Origin of the sequence: Massilia antarctica (assembly GCF_015689335.1) — a bacterium.
In the GTDB taxonomy this organism is placed as follows: Bacteria; Pseudomonadota; Gammaproteobacteria; order Burkholderiales; family Burkholderiaceae_D; genus Telluria_A; species Telluria_A antarctica.
This window is the reverse complement of sequence record NZ_CP065053.1, coordinates 4,943,669-4,964,443: the sequence shown is the minus strand read 5'-3', so window position 1 is coordinate 4,964,443 and position 20,775 is coordinate 4,943,669. Positions and strand designations below refer to the sequence as shown.

At 65.9% G+C, this 20,775-nt stretch carries 16 protein-coding genes; 14 read left to right on the top strand and 2 right to left on the bottom strand.

Annotation, left to right across the window (positions count from 1 at the left end; genetic code table 11):
- Position 1: 1 nt before the first annotated feature.
- The 10 genes from IV454_RS22065 to IV454_RS22020 are packed head-to-tail and all read left to right on the top strand — an operon-like array spanning position 2 to position 9,000.
- A complete protein-coding gene (locus IV454_RS22065) occupies positions 2 to 1,705 on the top strand; it encodes a GspE/PulE family protein (RefSeq protein ID WP_206087847.1) in 1,704 nt (567 codons plus the stop codon).
- Positions 1,705 to 2,910, top strand: a complete 1,206-nt coding sequence (locus IV454_RS22060) for a type II secretion system F family protein (RefSeq protein ID WP_206087846.1) — start codon at positions 1,705 to 1,707, stop codon at positions 2,908 to 2,910. Before IV454_RS22065 ends, IV454_RS22060 begins: the two co-directional genes overlap by 1 nt.
- Positions 2,911 to 2,942: 32 nt before the next feature.
- Positions 2,943 to 4,481 (top strand): hypothetical protein, encoded by a 1,539-nt coding sequence (locus tag IV454_RS22055; RefSeq protein ID WP_206087845.1) that lies wholly within the window; start codon positions 2,943 to 2,945, stop codon positions 4,479 to 4,481.
- Positions 4,469 to 5,155 (top strand): hypothetical protein, encoded by a 687-nt coding sequence (locus tag IV454_RS22050; RefSeq protein ID WP_206087844.1) that lies wholly within the window; start codon positions 4,469 to 4,471, stop codon positions 5,153 to 5,155. The genes IV454_RS22055 and IV454_RS22050 overlap by 13 nt, the downstream gene beginning before the upstream one ends.
- Complete coding sequence (locus IV454_RS22045; protein WP_206087843.1) at positions 5,152 to 5,544, top strand: hypothetical protein; 393 nt, start codon at positions 5,152 to 5,154, stop codon at positions 5,542 to 5,544. The genes IV454_RS22050 and IV454_RS22045 overlap by 4 nt, the downstream gene beginning before the upstream one ends.
- Positions 5,541 to 6,248: a prepilin-type N-terminal cleavage/methylation domain-containing protein gene (locus IV454_RS22040; RefSeq protein ID WP_206087842.1), complete on the top strand. Its 708-nt coding sequence runs from the start codon at positions 5,541 to 5,543 to the stop codon at positions 6,246 to 6,248. Before IV454_RS22045 ends, IV454_RS22040 begins: the two co-directional genes overlap by 4 nt.
- 3 nt (positions 6,249 to 6,251) lie before the next feature.
- Positions 6,252 to 6,989, top strand: coding sequence for an ABC transporter permease (locus IV454_RS22035; protein WP_206087841.1), 738 nt, complete (start codon positions 6,252 to 6,254; stop codon positions 6,987 to 6,989).
- Positions 6,989 to 7,684 carry a hypothetical protein gene (locus IV454_RS22030; RefSeq protein ID WP_206087840.1) on the top strand — a complete coding sequence of 232 codons (696 nt, stop codon included), beginning with the start codon at positions 6,989 to 6,991 and terminating at the stop codon, positions 7,682 to 7,684. Before IV454_RS22035 ends, IV454_RS22030 begins: the two co-directional genes overlap by 1 nt.
- Positions 7,685 to 7,729: 45 nt before the next feature.
- Complete coding sequence (locus IV454_RS22025) at positions 7,730 to 8,281, top strand: prepilin-type N-terminal cleavage/methylation domain-containing protein (protein ID WP_206087839.1); 552 nt, start codon at positions 7,730 to 7,732, stop codon at positions 8,279 to 8,281.
- A gap of 17 nt (positions 8,282 to 8,298) precedes the next feature.
- A complete protein-coding gene (locus IV454_RS22020) occupies positions 8,299 to 9,000 on the top strand; it encodes a histidine phosphatase family protein (RefSeq protein WP_229521778.1) in 702 nt (233 codons plus the stop codon).
- 52 nt (positions 9,001 to 9,052) lie between these two features.
- Here the strand turns inward: IV454_RS22020 and IV454_RS22015 are convergent, their stop codons facing one another.
- Positions 9,053 to 10,381 (bottom strand): IS4 family transposase, encoded by a 1,329-nt coding sequence (locus IV454_RS22015; RefSeq protein WP_206087838.1) that lies wholly within the window; start codon positions 10,379 to 10,381, stop codon positions 9,053 to 9,055.
- A gap of 474 nt (positions 10,382 to 10,855) precedes the next feature.
- Between IV454_RS22015 and IV454_RS22010 the strand changes: the two genes are divergently transcribed.
- The 4 genes from IV454_RS22010 to IV454_RS21995 all read left to right on the top strand — a co-directional run bounded on the left by IV454_RS22010 (position 10,856) and on the right by IV454_RS21995 (position 18,889).
- Positions 10,856 to 11,938 (top strand): phosphotransferase, encoded by a 1,083-nt coding sequence (locus IV454_RS22010; protein ID WP_206087837.1) that lies wholly within the window; start codon positions 10,856 to 10,858, stop codon positions 11,936 to 11,938.
- Positions 11,938 to 13,197 carry an acyl-CoA dehydrogenase family protein gene (locus IV454_RS22005; RefSeq protein WP_206087836.1) on the top strand — a complete coding sequence of 420 codons (1,260 nt, stop codon included), beginning with the start codon at positions 11,938 to 11,940 and terminating at the stop codon, positions 13,195 to 13,197. Before IV454_RS22010 ends, IV454_RS22005 begins: the two co-directional genes overlap by 1 nt.
- A gap of 224 nt (positions 13,198 to 13,421) precedes the next feature.
- The gene (locus IV454_RS22000) at positions 13,422 to 17,972 is read left to right on the top strand and encodes a PAS domain-containing protein (RefSeq protein ID WP_206087835.1); all 4,551 of its coding nucleotides are present in this window, start codon (positions 13,422 to 13,424) and stop codon (positions 17,970 to 17,972) included.
- Positions 17,969 to 18,889: a diguanylate cyclase gene (locus IV454_RS21995; protein WP_054267788.1), complete on the top strand. Its 921-nt coding sequence runs from the start codon at positions 17,969 to 17,971 to the stop codon at positions 18,887 to 18,889. The genes IV454_RS22000 and IV454_RS21995 overlap by 4 nt, the downstream gene beginning before the upstream one ends.
- Here the strand turns inward: IV454_RS21995 and IV454_RS21990 are convergent.
- The gene (locus IV454_RS21990) at positions 18,875 to 20,503 is read right to left on the bottom strand and encodes a methyl-accepting chemotaxis protein (RefSeq protein WP_206087834.1); all 1,629 of its coding nucleotides are present in this window, start codon (positions 20,501 to 20,503) and stop codon (positions 18,875 to 18,877) included. The genes IV454_RS21995 and IV454_RS21990 overlap by 15 nt on opposite strands.
- Between the last annotated feature and the right edge of the window lie 272 nt (positions 20,504 to 20,775).

Sequence of the window (20,775 nt, the reverse complement as noted above, 5' to 3'; positions counted from 1 at the left end):
CATGTCGGAACCTGCAAAATTCCCCCTCGGCAAACTGCTGATCCAGAAAGGGGTCATCAGCGAAGACCAGCTGCGCATCGCGCTGATCGAACAAAAGCGCAGCAGCGAGCCGCTCGGAAAACTGTTGATCACCCTCGGTTTCGTCACCGAAGCGACGGTGCGCGAAGCGCTGTCGGAAAACCTGAACCAGCAAAGCGCCGACCTCACCAGCCTGGTGGTCGACGCCATCGCCCTGAAACTCATTCCGAAGGATGTCGCCAAGCGCTACCGCGTGTTCCCCATCGTGTACGAGCGCGATACCGACAACCTGATCCTGGCCATGGCCGACACCAGCAACATCGTCGCGCTCGACCAGATCAGCGCCATGCTGGTCAAGGGCATCACGATCGCGCCGGTGCTGGTGAACGAATCGGACATCGCGCGCGCCATCGACCAGTACTACGGCTTCGAGCTGTCGATCGACGGCATCTTGCTGGAAATCGAGACGGGCGAAGTCAATTACGCCGCCATGGCCGCCACCACCGACGAATACAGCCAGCCGATGGTGCGCCTGATGGATGCGCTGCTGGCCGACGCGGTGCAAAACGGCGCCTCCGACATCCACTTCGAGCCGGAACAGAGCTTTCTGCGCATCCGCTACCGCATCGACGGCATCCTGCGCCAGATCCGCAGCCTGCACAAATCGTACTGGCCGGCGATGGCGGTACGCCTGAAGGTGATGAGCAATATGAACATCGCCGAATCGCGCGCGCCGCAGGACGGGCGCATCTCGATCAAGTTCTCGGGCCGCCAGATCGACTTTCGCGCCTCCGCCCAGCCGACGACCCACGGTGAAAACTTCGTGCTGCGCGTGCTCGACCGGCAAAAAGGACTGGTGCCGCTGGACGGCCTGGGACTGGGCGAGGATGAACTGCAGCTCTTGAAACTGATGATCGCCCGTCCGCACGGCGTCATCCTCGTGACCGGGCCGACCGGCAGCGGCAAGACCACCACCCTGTACTCGATCCTGAACCACATCAACACCGAGAGCGTGAACATCATGACCTTGGAAGACCCGGTCGAGTACCCGATGAACATGATCCGCCAGACCTCGATCAACGAATCGGCCAAGATGGGCTTTGCCGACGGCATCCGCTCGATGATGCGCCAGGACCCGGACATCATCCTGGTGGGTGAAGTGCGCGACAGGGAAACCGCCGAAATGGCGTTTTCGGCCGCCATGACCGGCCACCAGGTGTACACGACCCTGCACACCAATTCGGCCATCGGCTCGGTATCGCGCCTGCTCGACATCGGCATCCTGCCCGACATCATGGCCGGGAACATCATCGGCATCATCGCCCAGCGCCTGGTGCGGCGCCTGTGCCAGGCCTGCAAGACCGAAGCGCTGGCCGATGCGACCGAGCGCCGCCTGCTTGGCCTGGGCGCCGAGGACCCGCCGGCGACCATCTGCCAGGCGGGCGGCTGCGAAGCCTGCGGCCACCAGGGCTACAAGGGCCGCATGGCGATCATGGAACTGCTCAAGGTGAACGCCGACATCGACGAAGCCATCGCCCGCCGCGCCTCCTTGCGCGAACTGAAAGACAGCGCGCGCGCCGCCGGCTTTCGTTCGCTGGTGGACGACGGCATGCGCCGCGTGCTGGAGGGCGCCACCTCGCTCGACGAAGTGGCGCGCGTGGTCGACCTGACCGACAGGCTGGCCTGATGCCGCTGTACGCCTACCGCGCGATGGACCTGGCCGGCCAGATGGTGCCCGGCGCCATGGACGCGACCAACAGCGCCGACCTGGAGCTGCGCCTGCGCCGCATGGAGCTGGACCTGATCGACTTCCATATCGCCGGCCAGAAGGCAGTCGCCTTCGGCAAGCGGGTGGTCAAGCGCGCCGACCTGATCAACTTCTGCTTTCACATGGAGCAGCTGACCGCCGCCGGCGTGCCGATCCTGGAAGGCCTGGGCGACCTGCGCGACTCCCTTGACCACCCGCGCTTTCGCGAAATCGTCACCGACCTGATCGAATCGATCGAAGGCGGATTGACCTTGTCGGAAGCGCTGCGCCACCATGACGAAGTGTTCGACAACACCTTCACCAGCCTGATAACCGCCGGCGAATCGAGCGGCAAGCTGGCCGAGGTATTCCGCAACCTGTCCGACAGCCTGAAATGGCAGGATGAACTGGCCGCCCAGACCAAGAAAATCATCACCTATCCGATTGTCGTCGCCGTCGTGGTGCTGGGCGTGACCTTTTTTCTGATGATCGTGCTGGTGCCGCAACTGACTTCCTTCATCAAGAACATGGGCGGCGAGCTGCCGTTTCACACCCGGGCGCTGATCGCCGTCTCGAACGTCTTCATCCACTACTGGTATGTGCTGCTTACCCTGCCGCTGGTGGCCTGGTTCGGCGCTCGCGCATGGCTGCGCCGCAGCGACAGCGCGCGCCTGCTGGCCGACGGCCTCAAACTGCGCCTGCCGCTGATCGGGCCCGTGCTGCACAAGATCATCCTGGCGCGCTTCGCCACCTTTTTCGGGCTGATGTACGGCTCCGGCATCACCATCCTCGAATGCATCCGCCTGTCCGAAGGCATCGTCGCCAACCGCATGGTCGCCGCCGGCCTGCAACGCGCCGCGCAATTGATCTCGGAAGGCCAGAGCGTGACCCTGGCGTTTCAAAACAGCGGCATCTTCCCGCCGCTGGTGCTGCGCATGCTGCGCGTGGGGGAAGCGACCGGCTCGCTCGACAACGCCCTGCGCAACGTCAGCTACTTCTATAATCGCGAAGTGAAGGAAATGATCGAGCGCGTGCAGTCGCTGATCGAACCGGCCATGACGGTCACGCTTGGCCTGCTGCTCGGATGGATCATGCTGTCCGTGCTGGGACCGATCTACGACACCATGAGCCAGTTGAAAACCTGAGGATGGCGGTGCTGCCCAAACAATTATTCCATGTGACGAACGACCGGCTGTGCGCCTTCGAGTGGCGCGCCGGGGCTCTTGCGCCCGGACCCTGCTTTGGCGCCGACCGTGACGGCATGGAGGCGTTTGCGCGCTACCTCGATGGCGCGCAAGGCACGCGCGCCTACCTCGTGGCCGACCTGGTCGAAGAAGACTTCCAGCGCTGCCTGCTGCCACATGTGGGCGGATCATCCGGACGCAGCCTGGTCGAACGGCGCCTCGCGCACGCCTTTCGCGACACGCCGTTCCGCCACGCCGATATCCAGGACCGCGACAGCGAAGGCCGGCGCGACGACCACACCGTCTTCTCGGCCCTGACCAATGCCGCCATGGTGCAGCCGTGGGTCGCCCTGATGGAGCAGAACCGCATCCCGCTGGCCGGCCTGTATTCGGCCGCCCACCTGTCGGCACGGCTGGTGCGGCGCATGGGCATGGCCCAGCACCATCTGCTGCTGATCGCCGCACAGGGCGGCGGCCTGCGCCAGAGCTATTTCCAGGGCCCGTACCTGAAATTTTCGCGCCTGACGGTGCTGGCCGCGCACGACGACGTGGTCGACGCTACCGCCCTGGAGACCGCCAAGATGCGGCAGTTCCTGACCAGCACCCGCCTGCTGGGACGGGGCGAGATGCTGCACGTGGTGGTGCTCGCGCCGCCAGCGCGGGTGGCGGCGCTGGAGGAGCGCTGCGAGGACGATCCGGAACTGGCCTTCCACTTCATCGACATCGACAGCGCCTGCGCGCGCCTGAAACTCGGCGGCGACGTGGACACGGCAGAACAGCTTTTGCTTGGCCTGCTGGGCCGCGACTCCCTGCCCAGCCAGTACCCGCCAGGTGCGGCCGGGCGCTTTTACCAGATCTGGCGCGCGCGCCTGGCGCTCAACTGCGCCAGCGCCGCGATCGGCCTCGCCGGCGCCGTCTGGCTGCTGGCGGGCGTCTGGGGCGGCGTGCGCGATGGCGGGCAAGCCGCGCGCCTGCTGGCCGAGGCGGAGCAGCTCGATGCGCGCTACCGCGCCATCATGGCCACCCTGCCGCCGACACCGGCGCGCAGCGCCAACATGAAGGCCGCGGTGCATCTCGACCGCCTGCTCGGCGCCACCGCCCCCGCGCCGGCGCCGCTGGTGGCCCTGGTCAGCCGCGCGCTCGAACGCGCCCCCGCGATCCGCCTGCTGGCGCTTGACTGGCAGGTGCAGCAACCGGCGCTCGCGCAAGTCGGCGCTGCCGCCAGCCTCACGGCACCGGCGACCGGCGACGCTGCCGACCCCATTCCGGCGAGCGTGGTGGGCCTGCCATCGGCGCCGGTGCAGCTACTGCGCATCGACGGCGACATCGACGTCGGCCCATCGGACTACCGCGCCATTCTCGACAGCGTGAACCGGTTCGCGCTCGACATGGCCGCCAATCGCGGCGCGGCGGTGCACATCGTCGAAGCGCCGCTCGACGTGCGCCAGAGCGTCAAGTTAAGCGGCAAGACCGATACTGGCGACGCCGCCGTCAAGCCGCGCTTCGTCATCAACGTGACATGGAAACCATGATGGCCAAGCCGAACGCCCTGCGCGCCAAGCCGGCGGAAACGAATACGCCCACCTGGCGCGATGAACTGGGCATGATCGCGCCGTCCGCGCGCCTGTGCGCCGCGGTGCTGGGCGCCGCCGTGCTGCTGGTGGGCGCGGCGACCTGGTACGGCACGCGCCAGGCGGCGGCGCTGGCGCAGGCGGCCCAGGTGCGCGGCGCGGCGGCCGGCCGCTTCCAGAACGTCGAATCGGAAAAGCAGGACATCGCCATCTACCAGCCGCGCTTCATGGAACTGCAGGCGGGCGGCTTGATCGGCGACGAAAACCGGCTGGCGTGGATCGAAGCGGTCAAATCGATCCAGGGGACGCGCAAGCTGGTATCGGCCAGTTACGACATCGACGCGCAGCAGCCGCTCGCCTTCAGCGTGCCGATGGCGCTGGGCGACTACCAGCTGCGCGGCAGCCGCATGCGCGTGGAACTCGGATTGGTGCACGAACTGGACCTGTTCCACTTCATCGACGACCTGCGCGGCGCCGGGCGCTTCACGGTCCAGGACTGCAAGGTGAAACGCACCGACGCGCCGGCCGAAGCGCTTGGCGTGGCGCGCCTGACGGCCAATTGCACCCTGGTCTGGCTGACGCTCGGCAGCGCGCCGCGGCCGGACATGGCGGCGCTTGCGAAAGGATTGCCATGAAATACCATGCCACCGCCTGCCTGCTGCTCGCCGCCGCCGTGGGCGCCCAGGCCCAGACGGCGCCGATGGGGCGCCTGTTCACGACGCCGGCCGAACGCCATCAGCTCGACATCCAGCGCGGCCTGGTCGCGGCGCCGCCCGCGCCGGTGGTGGAAGCGGCGAGCGCACCACAGCCGATGACGGTAAACGGCTTCGTGCGGCGCAGCAGCGGCAAGTCCACCGTGTGGGTAAACAACGAGGCGCGGGAAGGCGCGCGCAACCGCTTCAGCGGGCCGGCGCAGGCGCCGCGCGTGACCCTGACCTTGCCCTCGGGCCAGAAGGTAGTACTCAAACCCGGGCAGAGCGTCGACATGAACGCCGGCACCGTCACCGACGTCGACAGCCCATGACGCGCGCGCGGCAGGGATTCAGCCTGGTCGAAATGGCCGTGGTGCTGGTAATTGTCGGGCTGATGATCGGCGGGCTTCTGACCCCGCTGGCGGTGCAGATGGAACAGCGCAAGATCAGCGACACCCAGAAAACCATGGACGAAGCGCGCGAAGCGCTGATGGGTTTCGCGCTGCGCAACGGCTATCTGCCCTGCCCCGCCGTCTCGCCGGTCAATGGCCTGGAAGACCGCAATGGCGCCACCTGCCGCGACGGCAAGCGCCAGGGCGTGCTGCCCTGGGCCACGCTCGGCTTGCCCAAGCTCGATAGCTGGGGGCGCGCGTTCCACTACAGCGTGTCGCCGGCGTACAGCAACAGCCAGGCCATGTTCACCTTGCAGAGCGCGCGCGACATCACCATCGGCACGCGCGATGCGCGCGGCAACCTGGTGGCGGCGACCGGCATCAACGACATTCCGGCGGTGATCGTCTCGCACGGGAAGAACGGCGCCGGCGGCTATGGCGACAGCGGCGTGCGCAAGCTCGATACGAGCACCACCAACGTCGACGAACGCACCAACGCCGCCAGCACCGGCATCGCCTTCGTGGCGCGCACGCCGAGCGACAGCCAGGCGGCGCCGGGCGGGGAATACGACGACCTGGTAATCTGGATCTCGCCCAATGTGCTGTTCAACCGCATGGTTGCCGCCGGAACGCTGCCGCGCTAGGCCATGCCGGGTTCCATCTACACCATCGCCACGTACACCCTGCTCGAAGCGCTGCGCAACCGCCTTGCCTGGACGCTGGGCGCGCTGGCCATTGGCGCGCCGGCGCTGGGCGGCTTGGTGGGCCAGCTGGCGCTGACCGAAAGCGCCGCGCTGCAAGCGGCCCTGCTGGCGGCGCTGCTGCGCCTCGGCTGCGTGGTGCTGGTGGCAGGTTTCGTGGCCAGCAGCGTGGCACGCGAAGCGGCCGACAAAGGGCAGGAACTGCTGCTCGCGCTGGCGATACCGCGCGCCGCCTACGTGCTGGGCAAGCTGGCCGGATTCGGCCTGGTGGCGCTGCTGCCGGCACTGCTGTTCGGCGTGATGGCATTGACCTTGGCGCCGGCCGCGTGGTGCGCCGCGTGGGCCGTCTCGCTGTGGTGCGAACTGTGGATCGTCGCGGCATTTTGCCTGCTGTGCGTACTGACCTTCGGGCAGGTGACGGCCGCGCTGGCGGCCACCTTGGCGTTCTATCTGCTGGCGCGGGCGATCGGCAGCCTGCAAACGATGGCGCAGGATGCGGCGCCGCTGCCGCGCATGGCCATCGACGCGCTGGCGGCGCTGCTGCCGCACCTGGACGAATTTACGCGCAGCGAGTGGCTGGCGTACGGCGGCGCGCAACTGGCGCCGCTGCTGGCGCAGAGCGCGATCTATATCGCTTTGCTGGGCGCGGCCGCGCTGGTCGACTTTTACCGCAAGGACCTGTAATGGCCGCGCGCGTGCCGGTTCCGGTGACCTTGCTGCTGGCGGCCGCGCTGGCGCTGCAGGTCGGCTATCACGCCGGGCGCGCACCACGGCAGCGGGCTGCGGTCGCCTTGGCCCTGCCGCCGCCGCAGGCCGTGCTGCGCCTGGCCAGCCTGGGCGAACCGGTGGCGCTGGCCAAGGCCATGACCCTGTACGTGCAAGGCCAGGACGAGGCGGACACGCCGCTTAACGCCATCGATTACAGCGCCTTGCGCGCGTGGCTGGAACGCATCGTCGACCTCGACCCGCGCGGCCAGGCCCCGCTGCTGGCCGCCAGCCAGGTGTACGGCGCCAGCGCCGACCCCGCGCGCACCCGCATCATGCTCGATTTTGTCTACCGGCGCTTCGGCGAAGACCCCGACCGGCGCTGGCCGTGGCTGGCGCATGCGGCGCTGGTGGCGCGCCACCGGCTGCACGATCCCGCGCTGGCGCGCCAGTATGCGCAGGCGCTACGCACCCGCGTAACAAACGCAGTGCTGCCCGCGTGGGCGCGCCAGATGGAACTGTTCATCCTCGACGACATGGGCGAGGACGACAGCGCCACGGCGCTGATCGGCGCCATGGTCGCCAGCGGCCAGGTCAGCGACCCGCGCGAGCGGGCGTTTCTGGAACGGCGCCTGCACAACATTTCGGCGCGCCAGCGCCGGGCCGATCCTTGATACGCTAGAATAATACGCAGCAGCCGTCACAACAGAGAGAGCCCCATGCAACGACAACCAGGATTCACCCTCGTCGAAATCGCCATCGTACTGGTGATCATCGGTCTGCTGCTGGGCGGCGTGCTCAAGGGGCAAGGTCTGATCGACAGCGCCAAGGTCAAGAACATCATCCAGCAATCGAACTCGCTGTCGGCGGCGGTGAACGCCTACCAGGACAAATTCCGCGCGCTGCCGGGCGACGACGCGCTGGCCACCACCCATGTGGCCGGCGCCACGGCCAACGGCAACGGCGACGGCCAGATCACCGAATACCTGTCGGCGCCGCAGCACTTGGCGCTGGCCGGCTTCATCACCGGCGCCTACAACGGCAGCACCGACTTCATGACCAGCGCCCAGGGCGGCGCGGTCTACATCTACAACGACACGGTGGGCGGGCGCAGCGGCAACGGCCTGCGCTTCGACAACCTGCCCGACTCCTTCGCCCAGCAGCTCGACAGCAAGCTCGACGATGGGGTCGCCGGCACCGGCGCCGTGCGCGCGAGCGCGCCGTACACCAACGCCGGCAGCATCGTCACCCGCACCGCCCTGTTTTTCTGAACCGACCACAAGAACCCATGTCCCCTACATCCCAGCGCCGTCGCATCTTCCTGATGCGCCACGGCAGCGTTACCTATTTCGATGCCTCAGGCAAACCCTTCCTTCCCGAAACCGTCCCCCTCAACGAGCAGGGCTGCGCGCAAGCGAGTGCGGCCGGGCGGGCGTTTGCGGCCGAAGGCATCCAGTTCGACCGGGTGCTTGTCTCCGGCCTGCCGCGCACGGTGGAAACGGCCACGAGGGTGCTGGCGGCGACCGGCCAGGGGATCGACATCGAGATCTGGCCCGAGTTCGAAGAAATTCGCGGCGGGCGGCTGTCGACGATCGCCGATGCCGACCTCAAGGAAGCGTTTACGGGCGCGTTCGACGGCATGGTGGGCGAAGACAAGTGCTTCCTGGGGGGCGAATCGGTGGGGCAGTTGATGGACCGGATCCATCCGGCGGTCAAGCGCCTGCGCGGCCAGGACGACTGGGATACGGCGCTGCTGGTGCTCCATGGCGGGGTCAATTGCGCGATTTTATCGTTGGCGCTGACGGGCCAGCGCATGTTCCTGGGTGGGCTGGCGCAAACGGCCGGTTGCATCAACGCGCTCGACGTTGGCGAAGGCGAGGCCGATTGGGTAGTCCGCTTCGTCAACTACTCCCCGCTCGCCCCCCTGCAAACCGAGACCCGCTGCACCACGATGGAACAGCTATACGAGCAATACCGCCTCTCGCGCTGACCTTCCCGCCAACAACATTCGCCAACCGGGGTCTGACCTTAATGCCGTTAAGTTAAGCGCTTGACTTCAATCTGGTGACCGGATATCTCTGGGCTTTCGCTTTTACGACCCGGTCGAATTTTCGACCGGGTCGATGAGTCTTCAGATCAAGCACGAGCCGCTCCCGCAGACGTTTCAAGGTGGCGGGGAGTTTTCCTTGCGCCTGCGTTGCTGCGGCGATGAGCAGCTCATATTGAATTGTGTGCAGTGCCAGCACGAAGCTGATGTCGGTAGGCTGGCACTTCGCTTCGAGAGCAGCCTTGGCGATTTCAATTCGCAACAAATTGTAGGCGATGAGCGCGCCCCAGATTTCCTGCATCGTCCCGTCGACTGTCATGCTGCGTAAGGTATGCGCTGATCCCAGCATGGTCTGCTTGATTTCGCGATAACTCGTCTCGATCGCCCAGCGGCGCCAGTAGCAGTCGACGATCTGCTTGGCTGTGATGGCTTTTTTATCGGTGAGCGAGGTGAGTACATATTTCAACTCGCCGGTGCCGTCACCTATGCGCACCGCGCGGGCACGCCACGAAGCGAGCAGCGTCGGATCCTTGCGCATGGCCGAGTCGGACACCTCCATCTCAACAAGCCCATCTTCCACTGTTCCCTCTATTAACTTCCAGCGCGTATTACTCTTTGCCGGAATCAGATAGTGACGACAATGTCCCTGCCCAGCCAAATTGCACAGGATTTCTGCTGACAGAAAGCCTGCATCGAAGACGGTGAGGGAGCTGTCCGGCACGCTTGCGATCAACTCCTTGGCGAAGCTCGCTTCACTCGTCGCGTAGGGCCCGAAACGGGCATCGAGGATCAGATGCGTCGGTACGGCGGTCAGTGTGACACCCTTCGCTTGTGGGTAACTCGCCACACTCCCTTTGGCATATTTCTGGGCGCCGAAGTGCGCGCGGTTGGCCTCGCTCTCGGCAAGACGCAAGGTCGTGCCATCCATGGCAAAAAGACTCATCCCGTGAAACAAATAGGCTGAGTGATCTTCCTCACTCCATGCCTGGGCCGAGCATTCAAACAGCCAACGCAGTGGTTCGGGCCCAAGCCGCTGGCGCGCCTGGCAGGCCGCGCTGGCGGTTAAGCAGGCACCTTCCAATTCCGGGAGTGCCAAGTCCAAGTCATCGAGTACTTCTTTGACAGACAGATGGCGATACAGGGCCAAAGCGATGACTAGCCACACCACTTGCTGTGCAGGAAGGCGGCGCCGACGGATACTGGCTTTGCCTTTCGCTTCGAGGGCAGCTTCAATCCATTCGTACGGTAATTCCTTACCCAGTCGCCCCCAATCTGGAGGAAATCGCGGGAGGTCAATGGCAAGAGAGAGGGCATCTGAGAACATAGTTCCAGACGTTAACACTTCTGGAACTTGTTTACAAGAAGCGACAGTCAAGGGCTTAACTTAACGGCATTAGGGTCTGACCTCTGACTCGAAACATTTCCCAACCGGGGTCAGACCTCCGACTCGAAACTTTTCCTAATTGAGGTCAGACCCCGGTTGTAGGACTTGCGGAAAATCTGGACGAGAATTCGACGCGAAATTGCCAGGAAACGGCTTCATCACCCCCTTCGACACGGTGATCCTCCAGCGCTACCGGGGCGAAGCGCAGCTCAGGCTTGCTTTACTTCCACAAACGGCACAAACGGGGTCTGACCTCCGATTAGCAACATCTTGACGATTATTCGCGCTTTGCGGCAGTTCAGGCAACTATTTCTAATCAGAGGTCAGACCCCGGTGCTGCCCCCGGCAGAAAAATTAGTACGGTCGTTCTATTCATGCGCTAGAATAGATCTCACATAACCAGCAGGAGACAAGATGTTCGAGGAAATGATGGGGACCAAGCCGGTCTCGGAGCGCCAGAAATTCGATGTCGATGCCCTCGACGCCTATCTGCGCGCCCATGTCGAGGACTATCCCGGCGGCCCGCTGGAAGTGGCCCAGTTCAAGGGAGGTCAGTCCAATCCCACCTTCAAGATCAGTGCCGGCGGCCAGCATTATGTGCTGCGCACCAAGCCCGGTCCGGCGGCCAAGCTGTTGCCGTCCGCCCACGCCATCGAGCGCGAATTCCGGGTCATGGATGCCTTGCAAAAAGCCGGCTTTCCCACCGCCCGCCAGTACGCGCTGTGCACCGACGAGTCGGTCATCGGCCGCGCCTTCTACGTGATGGAATTCGTCGACGGCCGCGTGCTGTGGGACCAGTCCCTGCCCGGCATGACGCCAGCCGAACGCGGCGCCATCTACGATGAGCTGAACCGGGTCATCGCCCTCCTCCACACGGTCGACTACGCCGCCATCGGCCTGGCTGATTTCGGCAAACCCGGAAACTATTTCATGCGCCAGATCGAACGCTGGACGCGCCAGTACCAGGCTTCGGTCACCGAACCGATCGAGGCCATGGACCAGTTGATCGCCTGGCTGCCGCGCAACATTCCTCCGGGCGACGATACGTCCATCGTGCATGGCGATTTCCGCCTCGATAACATGATCTTCCACCCGACCGAGCCGCGCATCCTGGCCGTGCTCGACTGGGAACTGTCGACCCTGGGTCATCCGGCGGCGGATTTCTCTTACCATTGCATGAGCTGGCACATTGCTCCCGGCCAGTTCCGCGGCATCGCCGGACTCGACCTGGCCGCACTCGGCATTCCCACCCAGGAAGCCTATATCGCCGCCTATGCCGCGCGCACCGGCAAGACCATCCATATCGAAGATTTCAATTTTTACCTGGCCTACAATATGTTCCGCCTCGCCGGCATCATGCAAGGCATCATGAAACGCTACGTCGACGGCACCGCGTCCAGCGCCCAGGCCCTCGAGAACGGCAAAGCCGCCCGGCCCATGGCCGAACTGGGCTGGCAGTACGCGCAGCGCGCCATTTCTCTTTCCAAGGACAACTAATGAACTTCGATTACTCCGACCGCTGCAAAGAGTTGCAAACGCGCCTGCTCGGCTTCATGGACCAGCACGTCTATCCGAACGAAACCGCTTTCAAGCAGGAAGTCGACCGCAACGGCACGCACAAGGGCAACCGCTGGATTCCGACCGAGCTGATCGAACGGCTCAAGCCGCTGGCGCGCGAGCAGGGCTTGTGGAACCTGTTCCTGCCGAAGTCGGCGCGCGCGCCGGAAGGCTTGTCGAACCTCGATTACGCGCCGCTGTGCGAGATCATGGGCCGGGTCGGCTGGGCGCCGGAAGTGTTCAACTGCGCCGCCCCCGACACGGGCAATATGGAAACCATCGAGCGCTACGGCAGCGAAGAACACAAGCGCACCTGGCTCGAACCGCTGTTGCGCGGCGAGATCCGCTCGGCCTTCGCCATGACCGAGCCGGCCGTGGCCTCATCCGACGCCACCAACATTGAAACACGCATTGAGCGCCAGGGCGACGATTACGTCATCAACGGGCGCAAGTGGTGGATTTCGGGCGCGGGCGATCCGCGCTGCAAGATATTCATCGTCATGGGCAAGACCGATCCGGAAGCGGCGCGCCATGCCCAGCAATCGATGATCCTGGTGCCGGCCGATACGCCAGGCATCACCATCGTCCGTCCGCTGCCCGTGTTCGGTTACGACGATGCGCCGCACGGCCATTGCGAAATCCTGTTCGAGAACGTGCGCGTGCCGGCTTCCAGCCTGCTGCTGGGCGAGGGGCGCGGTTTCGAGATCGCCCAGGGCCGCCTGGGACCGGGCCGCATCCACCATTGCATGCGCGCCATCGGCGTGGCCGAGCGCGCGCTGGAACTGATGTGCCTGCGCCTGAATAGCCGGATTGCCTTCGGTAAAAAGATTTCCGACCAGGGGGTGTGGCGCGAGCGCATCGCCGAGTCGCGCATCCAGATCGATACGGCGCGCCTGCTGACGCTCAAGACCGCCGCGCTGATGGATACCGTGGGCAACAAGCACGCCCAGGCCGAGATTGCCATGATCAAGGTGCTGGCGCCGAATGTGGCCCAGCAGGTGCTGGACTGGGCGATCCAGGCGCACGGCGCGGCGGGGGTATCGGACGAGTTTCCGCTGGCCTATCAATGGGCTGGCAACCGCACCTTGCGCCTGGCCGACGGCCCGGACGAAGTGCACCGCAACGCCATTGCCAAGATTGAACTGGCCAAGCACATCAAACTCGGCGAAGACCTGGCTCTGCCCATCACCCGCTCCTGACCCGCCGATCCAACCGGCAATGTTTCCTAACCGGGGTCAGACCTCGGTTAAGAAATGTTCCGCATTGGCGCTCTGACCCCGGTTAGGAAACATTGCTGGTCGGTATGGCAGACGCATGGCCGCGCACGGCTGGTGCAAAGTGCTTTCAAGAAAACGCGTGCTCGGCTACCATCGTTCTCACAGCGGTGCGCGGCGCCGCGTTTGATGCGTCGGAGGCTCGGGCAGTGTCGTTTTCATCACGTTCATCCCTGCCGTCCATCCGCTCGAAGACCGCCACCCTGGTCCTCGCCTGTGCCTTGCCGACCCTGATCGGCTTCGCCACCCTGACCTATGATTCCTTCCAGCGCGAGCGCCAGGACCTGCTGCGCGATGCCGAGCGGCTGGCGCAAAATGTGCTCATGGCCGCCGAGCGCGATCTCGATGCCGGCGAAACCGCCGCCCGCGCCCTGGCCAGTTCGCCCAGCCTGACCAGCGCCGACCTGGCCGCCTTCCATCAGCAGGCACGCAGCATCCTTGGCCCGGAATTCCCGGGCTTCGCCTTCGTGCTGAGCGAGCGCGATGGCACGCCGCTGCTCAACACCCGCGTCGCCCACGGCCTGCCCCTGCCGCCCAACGGCAATGCCGATACCATCCGCCAGGTGGCCGCCAGCGGCCTGGCCGCCACCTCGGACCTGTACCGCGCCAGCCCCGCCGATCCCTACACCATCTCGGTCGAGGTGCCGGTGCGGCGCCACGGCGAGGTGGTGTACGTGCTGTCGGCCCAGTTGCGCCCCGAACGCTTCAACCAGCTGCTGGCCGAACAGCGCCTGCCGCCGCGCTGGAACGCCCAGTTGTTCGACCGCCACGATATCTTTGTCGCGCGCAGCATCGCTCCCGAAAAATTCATCGGCGCGCTGGCCCGTCCCGAGATGGCCGAGCTGGCGCATCGCGCCAATGCCGGTACCATGGAACTGACCTCGCGCGAGGGCGTGCGCGTCATCTCCAGCCTGCAGCGTTCACCCAGACGTGGCTGGTACGCGACGGTCGCCCTGCCGCGCGACGCGGCCAACGAAACCATGCGCGAGGCAATGGCCAGCGTGTTCCTCAGCGTGGCCGCGCTGCTGGTGGTCGGCTTCGCCGCCGCGTGGACCATCGGCGGCGTGATCGGCGCCTCGGTGCGCTCCCTGTGCGCGCCGGCGGCGGCACTCGGACGCGGCGAGCCGATGGCGCTGCCGCCCATGCACATCCGCGAGGTGGCCGAGGTGGCCGACGCCCTTCGGCACATGGACGGCGAGCTGCAGCGCTACCGCAACGACCTCGAAACCCTGGTCGCCGAGCGCACCGGGGAACTGGAACGCGCCAACGCCCTGCTCGAAACCGTGTACGCCACCGCCCCGGTGGGCCTGGCCCTGCTCGACAGCGACCTGCGCGTCGTCATGGTCAACGAGTACCTGGCGGCGGTCAATGCGCTGCCGGTGGCCGCCCACCTGGGGCACACCCTGCCCGAGCTGCTCGGCCCCCTCGGCGCCGAATTCGAGAAGGCGTACCGCCAGGTGCGCGATACCGGCCTGCCGATCAAGTCGGTGCATGAATCGCGCACCGTGCCCGGCTCGCCCGATGTGGAAAGCCATTGGGTGACCAGCTACCATCCGGTGTTCGGGCCCGATCACGCGCTGGTCGGCATCAGCGCCGTGGTGCTCGATGTCAGCGAGCGCAAGCTGCTCTCGGAGCGCCTGCGCGACGTCAACGAGCAGTTCCGGGCGCTGTACGAGATGTCGGGCGATGCCCATATGCTGGTCGCCCAGGGCGCCGGTTTCATCGGCGGCAACCAGGCCGCGGTGCGCATCTACGGCTGCGCCACCATCGAGGAATTCCTGACCCTGTCGCCGGCCACCACCTCGCCCGAGTTCCAGCCCGACGGGCGGCGCTCCGCCGACAAGGCCGAACAGTTCATCCGCTACGCGATCGAAACGGGCAGCCATCATTTCGAGTGGCTGCACATGCGCCGCGACGGCACCCTGTTCCACGCCGACGTGCTGCTCACCAGCGTGAACATCGGCGGCAAGGGCATTTTGCAGTCGACCGTGCGCGATATCAGCGAAAGGGTGGCCGCCGAAAAGGCCCTGCGCGCCACCAGCGAGCGGCTTGAACAGAGCGAGCGTTTCATCCGCACCGTCACCGACAACGTGCCCGGCATGGTCGCCTACTGGGATGCCGAACTGCGCTGCCAGTTCGCCAACCGCCGCTACCAGGACCTGTGCGGGCGCAGCGCGAGCGAGATGAACGGCGCGCGCATGGACGATATCCTGGGCCCGGCAACCATGGCCGACATCGCGCCGCACCTGCGCGAGGTCCTGGAGGGCAAGGCCACCCATTTTTCACGCGACGTGCAGGATCCGTCCGGCGAGGTGCGCCATACCTGGGCCAATTACATCCCCGACTTCGACGAACAAGGCGCGGTGCGCGGTTTTTACGTGCTCATTTCAGATGTGTCGGAACTCAAGCGCACCGAATTGCGCCTGCAGTCGCTCAACGAGCAGTTGATCCAGGCGCTGCAACGGGCCGAATCGGCCAGCAGCGCGAAAAGCCAGTTCCTGGCCAATATGAGCCACGAAATCCGCACCCCGATGAATGCCATCATGGGGCTGGCGCGCCTGCTCGAAGAAGGCTCGCTGGAGCGGCGCGAACGCAGTTATGTCGCCAAGATCAAGATGTCGACCCGTTCGCTGATGGGCATCCTCTCCGACGTGCTCGATTTTTCCAAGATCGAGGCGGGCCAGCTGGTGCTCGAATCGGCGCCGTTCACCTTGTGCCAGGTCCTGGAAAGCATGTCGGTGCTGCTGTCGGCCAATGCCTGGAACAAGGGGGTGGAGCTGGTCTACGCGGTGGCGCCGGAGGTGCCCCTGACCGTGGTCGGCGACGCGTTGCGGCTCGAACAGGTGCTGCTGAACCTGATCGGGAACGCGATCAAGTTCACCGAACAGGGCGAAGTGGTGCTGTCGATCACGCGCCGCAGCGACAGCGACGGGATCGTGGTGCTCGACTTCGCCGTGCGCGACAGCGGCATCGGCATCGCGCGCGAGCAGCAAGAGCACATGTTCGACGCGTTCTCGCAGGGCGACACCTCGACCAGCCGCAAATACGGCGGCACCGGGCTGGGACTGGCCATCTGCCGCCGCCTGGTCGACCTGATGGGCGGCACCCTGGGCGTGCGCAGCGAACTTGGCGCGGGCGCGGAATTCCATTTCGATGCGGCCTTCGGCATCGCCCAAGCGTGCGACGCGGCGCTGCTGCCGCTGCTGCCGGCGCTGCCCGGCGGCGCCGCGCGGCGGGTGCTGGTGGTGGACGACAACCGCAGCGCGCGCGAGGCCATCGCGCGCATGGGCGCCAGCGCCGGATGGCATGTCGACAGTGCCGCCAGCGGCGCCGAGGCGCTCGAACTGCTGCGCGCCGCCGGCCGCGCCGCTTGGTCCTACGATCTGATGTTCCTCGATACGGCCATGGCGGAACTCGATGGCATCGCGGTACTGACCTTCGCCCGCGCCGACCCGGCCATCGTGATGCCGCGCTGCGCGCTGATGGTGGCCGAAAGCGCGCGCGAGCAGCTGGTGGGGCTGCAGGAAGACCTGAAACTGGACGCCATCCTGAGCAAACCGGTGACGCCGCTGACCTTGGCGGCGGCGGCGCTCGAGCTGCACACCGGGAAAGCGGCGCCCATGGCGACGCCCGAGCAGCCGCTGGCGGGCCGGCTCAAGGGCATGTACGTGCTGCTGGTCGAGGATAACCAGATCAATCAGGAAGTGGCCAAGTACATCCTGCTGCACGCCGGCGCGGCGGTCGACATCGCGGGCAACGGGCGCATCGCGGTGAGCATGCTGGCCGATGCCCCCAGCCGCTACGACGCGGTGCTGATGGATATCCAGATGCCGGTCATGAACGGCTACGAAGCGGCCGAAGCGATCCGGCGCATGGGCATCAGGACCTTGCCGATCATCGCCATGACCGCCAACGCGATGGAAGAGGACCTTCATCATGCCAGCCAGGCCGGCATGAACGGCCACGTGGCCAAGCCGATCGACGTCGACAACATGGTCAATACCCTGATCCGGGTGACGTCGGCGCTCGCCGTGCCCGAGGCGCAGGCGCGCGCGCCCGCCGGCGGCGCCCGTGGGTCCAGGGCAGCACCGCCCGACAAGGTGCGCACGCTCGATATCCCGGGCATCGACCTGGCATCGACCCTGCCGCGCTTCGGCGGCAATGTCGATAACTTCGTGACCTTGTTCAAGCGCTTCGAGAGTTCGCAGGGCCAGACCCTGGACGAGGTGCGCGCGCTGCTGCGCGGCGAGGAGCGGCTGGAGGCGATCCAGCGCGTGCATCGCCTGCGCGGCGTGGCGGCCAATCTGGGGGCGAGCGAGCTGGCGGCGCTGGCCTTCGATTTTGAACAGGCTTTGCGCGGGGCCGGCAGCGCCGAGCTGACGGTGCGCCTGGGGGCGCTCGACAAGGCGCTGCAGGCGGTGTTCGACACCGCGCGCGCCCTGCCCGCGCCGGCGGCGGCCGGTGTGCAGCCTGGGGTACACGACCCCGCACAAGTCGATGCGGCGCTGGCGGATCTTCTGAGTTTGCTTCAGAATAACAATCTGAAGGCAATGGCGGCATTTGACGCACTGCGTCCGGTGCTGGACGCGGCCCTGGCGCCGGCGGTGATGGGCGCGCTGGGCGATGCCGTCGCCACCTTGGGCTTTGCCAACGCCGCGCTGCAGGTGCAGGAGATTTTGAAAAGAAGGGACCATGCATGAGTTGGACCGATATGGCGAGGAACGGGCGTATCCTGATCGTCGACGACGCGATGGAAAACATCCAGATCCTGCACCAGGCCTTGCAGGACGAGCACGACGTGCTGTTTGCGATGAACGGCGCCACGGCGCTGCACATCGCCCAGAACCAGCGCCCCGACCTGATCCTGCTCGACGCGATGATGCCCGACATGGATGGTTACGCGGTGTGCCGGGCCTTGCGCGAGTCGGGAGCGACGCGCGACATTCCGATCATTTTCGTCACGGCGCTCAAGACGCCGGAGGATGAAACGCGCGCGCTGGAAGCCGGCGCCGCCGACTTCATCACCAAGCCGGTCAACGCGGCGGTGGTGCGGGCGCGCGTGCGCACCCAGCTGACGGTCAAGCGCCAAAGCGACGCGCTGCGCGAGCTGACCCTGACCGACGGCCTGACCGGGGTGGCCAACCGGCGCGGTTTCGATGAAGCGATGGATACCGAATGGCGGCGCTGCGCGCGCGCCAGGCTGCCGATCGCGCTGATCATCGCCGATATCGACCATTTCAAGGCGTATAACGACGCCTACGGCCATCAGGCCGGCGACGACAGCCTGGTGCAGGTGGGCGCGGCGATGCGGCGCGCGGCGGCGCGCCCGCAGGACCTGGTGGCGCGCTACGGCGGCGAGGAATTCGTGATCCTGCTGCCGCAGGAAGACAAGCGCGGGGCCGAGGTGGTGGCCAAAAAACTGCTCGACGAACTGGCGCTGCTGGCCATCCCGCACGAAAAATCCGGGGCCTCGCCCTGGCTGACCGTGAGCATGGGGGTGGCCAGCCTGATGCCGGCCGATGGCCTGCTGCCGGGTGGCTTGATCAAGATGGCCGACGCGCTTTTGTACGAAGCCAAGGCCGGGGGGCGCAACCGCTATTGTCTACAGGCCGATTAGGGCGCGAGTCGCGCCGCCCCACGCGGCGCCCGCGCGCAGCGCCGGCCCGGCCCGGCCTTCCACCACGCGCGCCGGCAGCTTGAACACGCTGACCACACAAGCGAGCGATTCCGCCTGATCCTGCAACGCCCCGGCGGCGGCCGCCGCTTCTTCCACCAGCGCCGCGTTTTGCTGCGTCACCTGGTCCATCTGCGCAATCGCCCGGTTGATCTGCTCGATCCCGGCCGTCTGCTCGACGCTGGCCGCCGTGATCTCGCCCATGATGTCGGTCACGCTCCCGATACTGGTGACAATGGCCCGCATGGTCGTTCCGGCCCGGTCGACCAGTTCACTGCCCTGCGCGACCTTGTCCACCGAGTCGCCGATCAAGGTCTTGATTTCCTTGGCTGCCGCCGCCGCGCGCTGCGCCAGATTGCGCACCTCGCTGGCCACGACCGCGAAGCCGCGTCCCTGCTCGCCCGCGCGCGCCGCTTCCACCGCCGCATTCAGTGCCAGGATATTGGTCTGGAACGCGATCGATTCGATCACGCCGATGATGTCGACGATCTTGCGCGACGATGCGTTGATCGACCCCATGGTGTCGACCACCTGCGCCACCACGGCGCCACCCTGCTGTGCCACGTGCGAGGCCGAAATGGCCAGTTGATTGGCCTGGCGCGCGTTGTCGGCGTTCTGCTTGACGGTCGACGTCAGTTGTTCCATCGACGACGCGGTTTGCTCCAGCGAACCGGCTTGCTGCTCGGTGCGCGCCGACAGGTCGAGGTTGCCGGCGGCGATCTGGTCCGCGGCCGTCGCGATCGCGTCGGTGCCGCTGCGTACCTGGCCGACGATGTGTTGCAGGCTGCCGTTCATGGCGCTGAGCGCCTGCATCAATTGTCCCGTTTCGTCGCCCGAACCCGGCGCAATGTCGCTGGTCAGGTCGCCCGCGGCGACCGTCTTCGCAAGCCGCACCGCCCTGCCGATCGGCCCGGTGATGGAACGGGTGATCCACCAGCCGGACATGGCGCCGGTCAGCAACGCCGCCAGGCCAAGTACCAGCATGGCGCGGCGCGCAAGGACCGCGCTCTGTTCGATGCGCTCGCCGGCGTCGCCCACCAGCTTCTTTTGCAGGCCCGCCAGCCGGGTCACCGAGTCCTGCAAGGTGTCGAGCGCCGGCAGGGTCTCGCCCAGCATGAGGGTGGCGGCCGCATCGCGCTCCTGCGCGGCGATGCGCTTGCTGACGTTGGCGAACGAACCGACATACAGCGCCCGCTCGGCCTTGATCCTGTCCAGCAGTTGGCGGCCTTCGGCTTCGCTGGCCAGTTTGTCGAGTACCGCAATGGCGGCGCTGATGTCCTTCTTGTTCACCTCGATCTTGTCGCGCACCCTGGCGCTGTAGGCGGCATCGGGCGCAATGAACAATTCCAAGGTGGCGCGCGCGTTGGCACGGGTGCCGACGTTGATGACGTTGGCCGCATCGGCCTGGACCATGTCGCGCTCGATCATGTGGCTGCTGACGCTACTGATATTGGCGAGCAGAATGAGCGCGGTGGCGATCAGGGCCGCCATGATCAGCAGAATGATGCCGAAAGCGCCGCCCAGGCGCGCACCGATTCGTAAATTTGTCATATTCATCCGACTATCCCGGGTGATGCGGGCGCGCCAGCGCTGGCTGGACGCCGCGGCGTTAATGGAAAGAAGTAGCTTGTGAGCCCGCCCGCAGGTTTGAGGCGGGCGGAAGAAGACGAGCAATGGCCGGCGCTGCGGCTAACAGCGCCGCAACCTCGCATGCGACGCTAATGTGCTGCAATCATTATTTCTACATGGAAATTGTATGCCGGCGATGCGGCCTCGTCAATTGATCCAGATCAAGGAATGCGGCGTTGGCAGCCAGGCCGCGCGCGGAA

Bases quoted from the DNA above. Each gene is read 5' to 3' on its own strand.
- IV454_RS22065 (WP_206087847.1), top strand. From the start codon at position 2: ATGTCGGAACCTGCAAAATTCCCCCTCGGCAAACTGCTGATCCAGAAA.
- IV454_RS22030 (WP_206087840.1), top strand. From the start codon at position 6,989: ATGGCCGCGCGCGTGCCGGTTCCGGTGACCTTGCTGCTGGCGGCCGCG.
- IV454_RS22045 (WP_206087843.1), top strand. From the start codon at position 5,152: ATGAAATACCATGCCACCGCCTGCCTGCTGCTCGCCGCCGCCGTGGGC.
- IV454_RS22005 (WP_206087836.1), top strand. From the start codon at position 11,938: ATGAACTTCGATTACTCCGACCGCTGCAAAGAGTTGCAAACGCGCCTG.
- IV454_RS22015 (WP_206087838.1), bottom strand. From the start codon at position 10,381: ATGTTCTCAGATGCCCTCTCTCTTGCCATTGACCTCCCGCGATTTCCT.
- IV454_RS21995 (WP_054267788.1), top strand. From the start codon at position 17,969: ATGAGTTGGACCGATATGGCGAGGAACGGGCGTATCCTGATCGTCGAC.
- IV454_RS22020 (WP_229521778.1), top strand. From the start codon at position 8,299: ATGTCCCCTACATCCCAGCGCCGTCGCATCTTCCTGATGCGCCACGGC.
- IV454_RS22060 (WP_206087846.1), top strand. From the start codon at position 1,705: ATGCCGCTGTACGCCTACCGCGCGATGGACCTGGCCGGCCAGATGGTG.
- IV454_RS21990 (WP_206087834.1), bottom strand. From the start codon at position 20,503: ATGAATATGACAAATTTACGAATCGGTGCGCGCCTGGGCGGCGCTTTC.
- IV454_RS22025 (WP_206087839.1), top strand. From the start codon at position 7,730: ATGCAACGACAACCAGGATTCACCCTCGTCGAAATCGCCATCGTACTG.
- IV454_RS22040 (WP_206087842.1), top strand. From the start codon at position 5,541: ATGACGCGCGCGCGGCAGGGATTCAGCCTGGTCGAAATGGCCGTGGTG.
- IV454_RS22050 (WP_206087844.1), top strand. From the start codon at position 4,469: ATGGAAACCATGATGGCCAAGCCGAACGCCCTGCGCGCCAAGCCGGCG.
- IV454_RS22010 (WP_206087837.1), top strand. From the start codon at position 10,856: ATGTTCGAGGAAATGATGGGGACCAAGCCGGTCTCGGAGCGCCAGAAA.
- IV454_RS22035 (WP_206087841.1), top strand. From the start codon at position 6,252: ATGCCGGGTTCCATCTACACCATCGCCACGTACACCCTGCTCGAAGCG.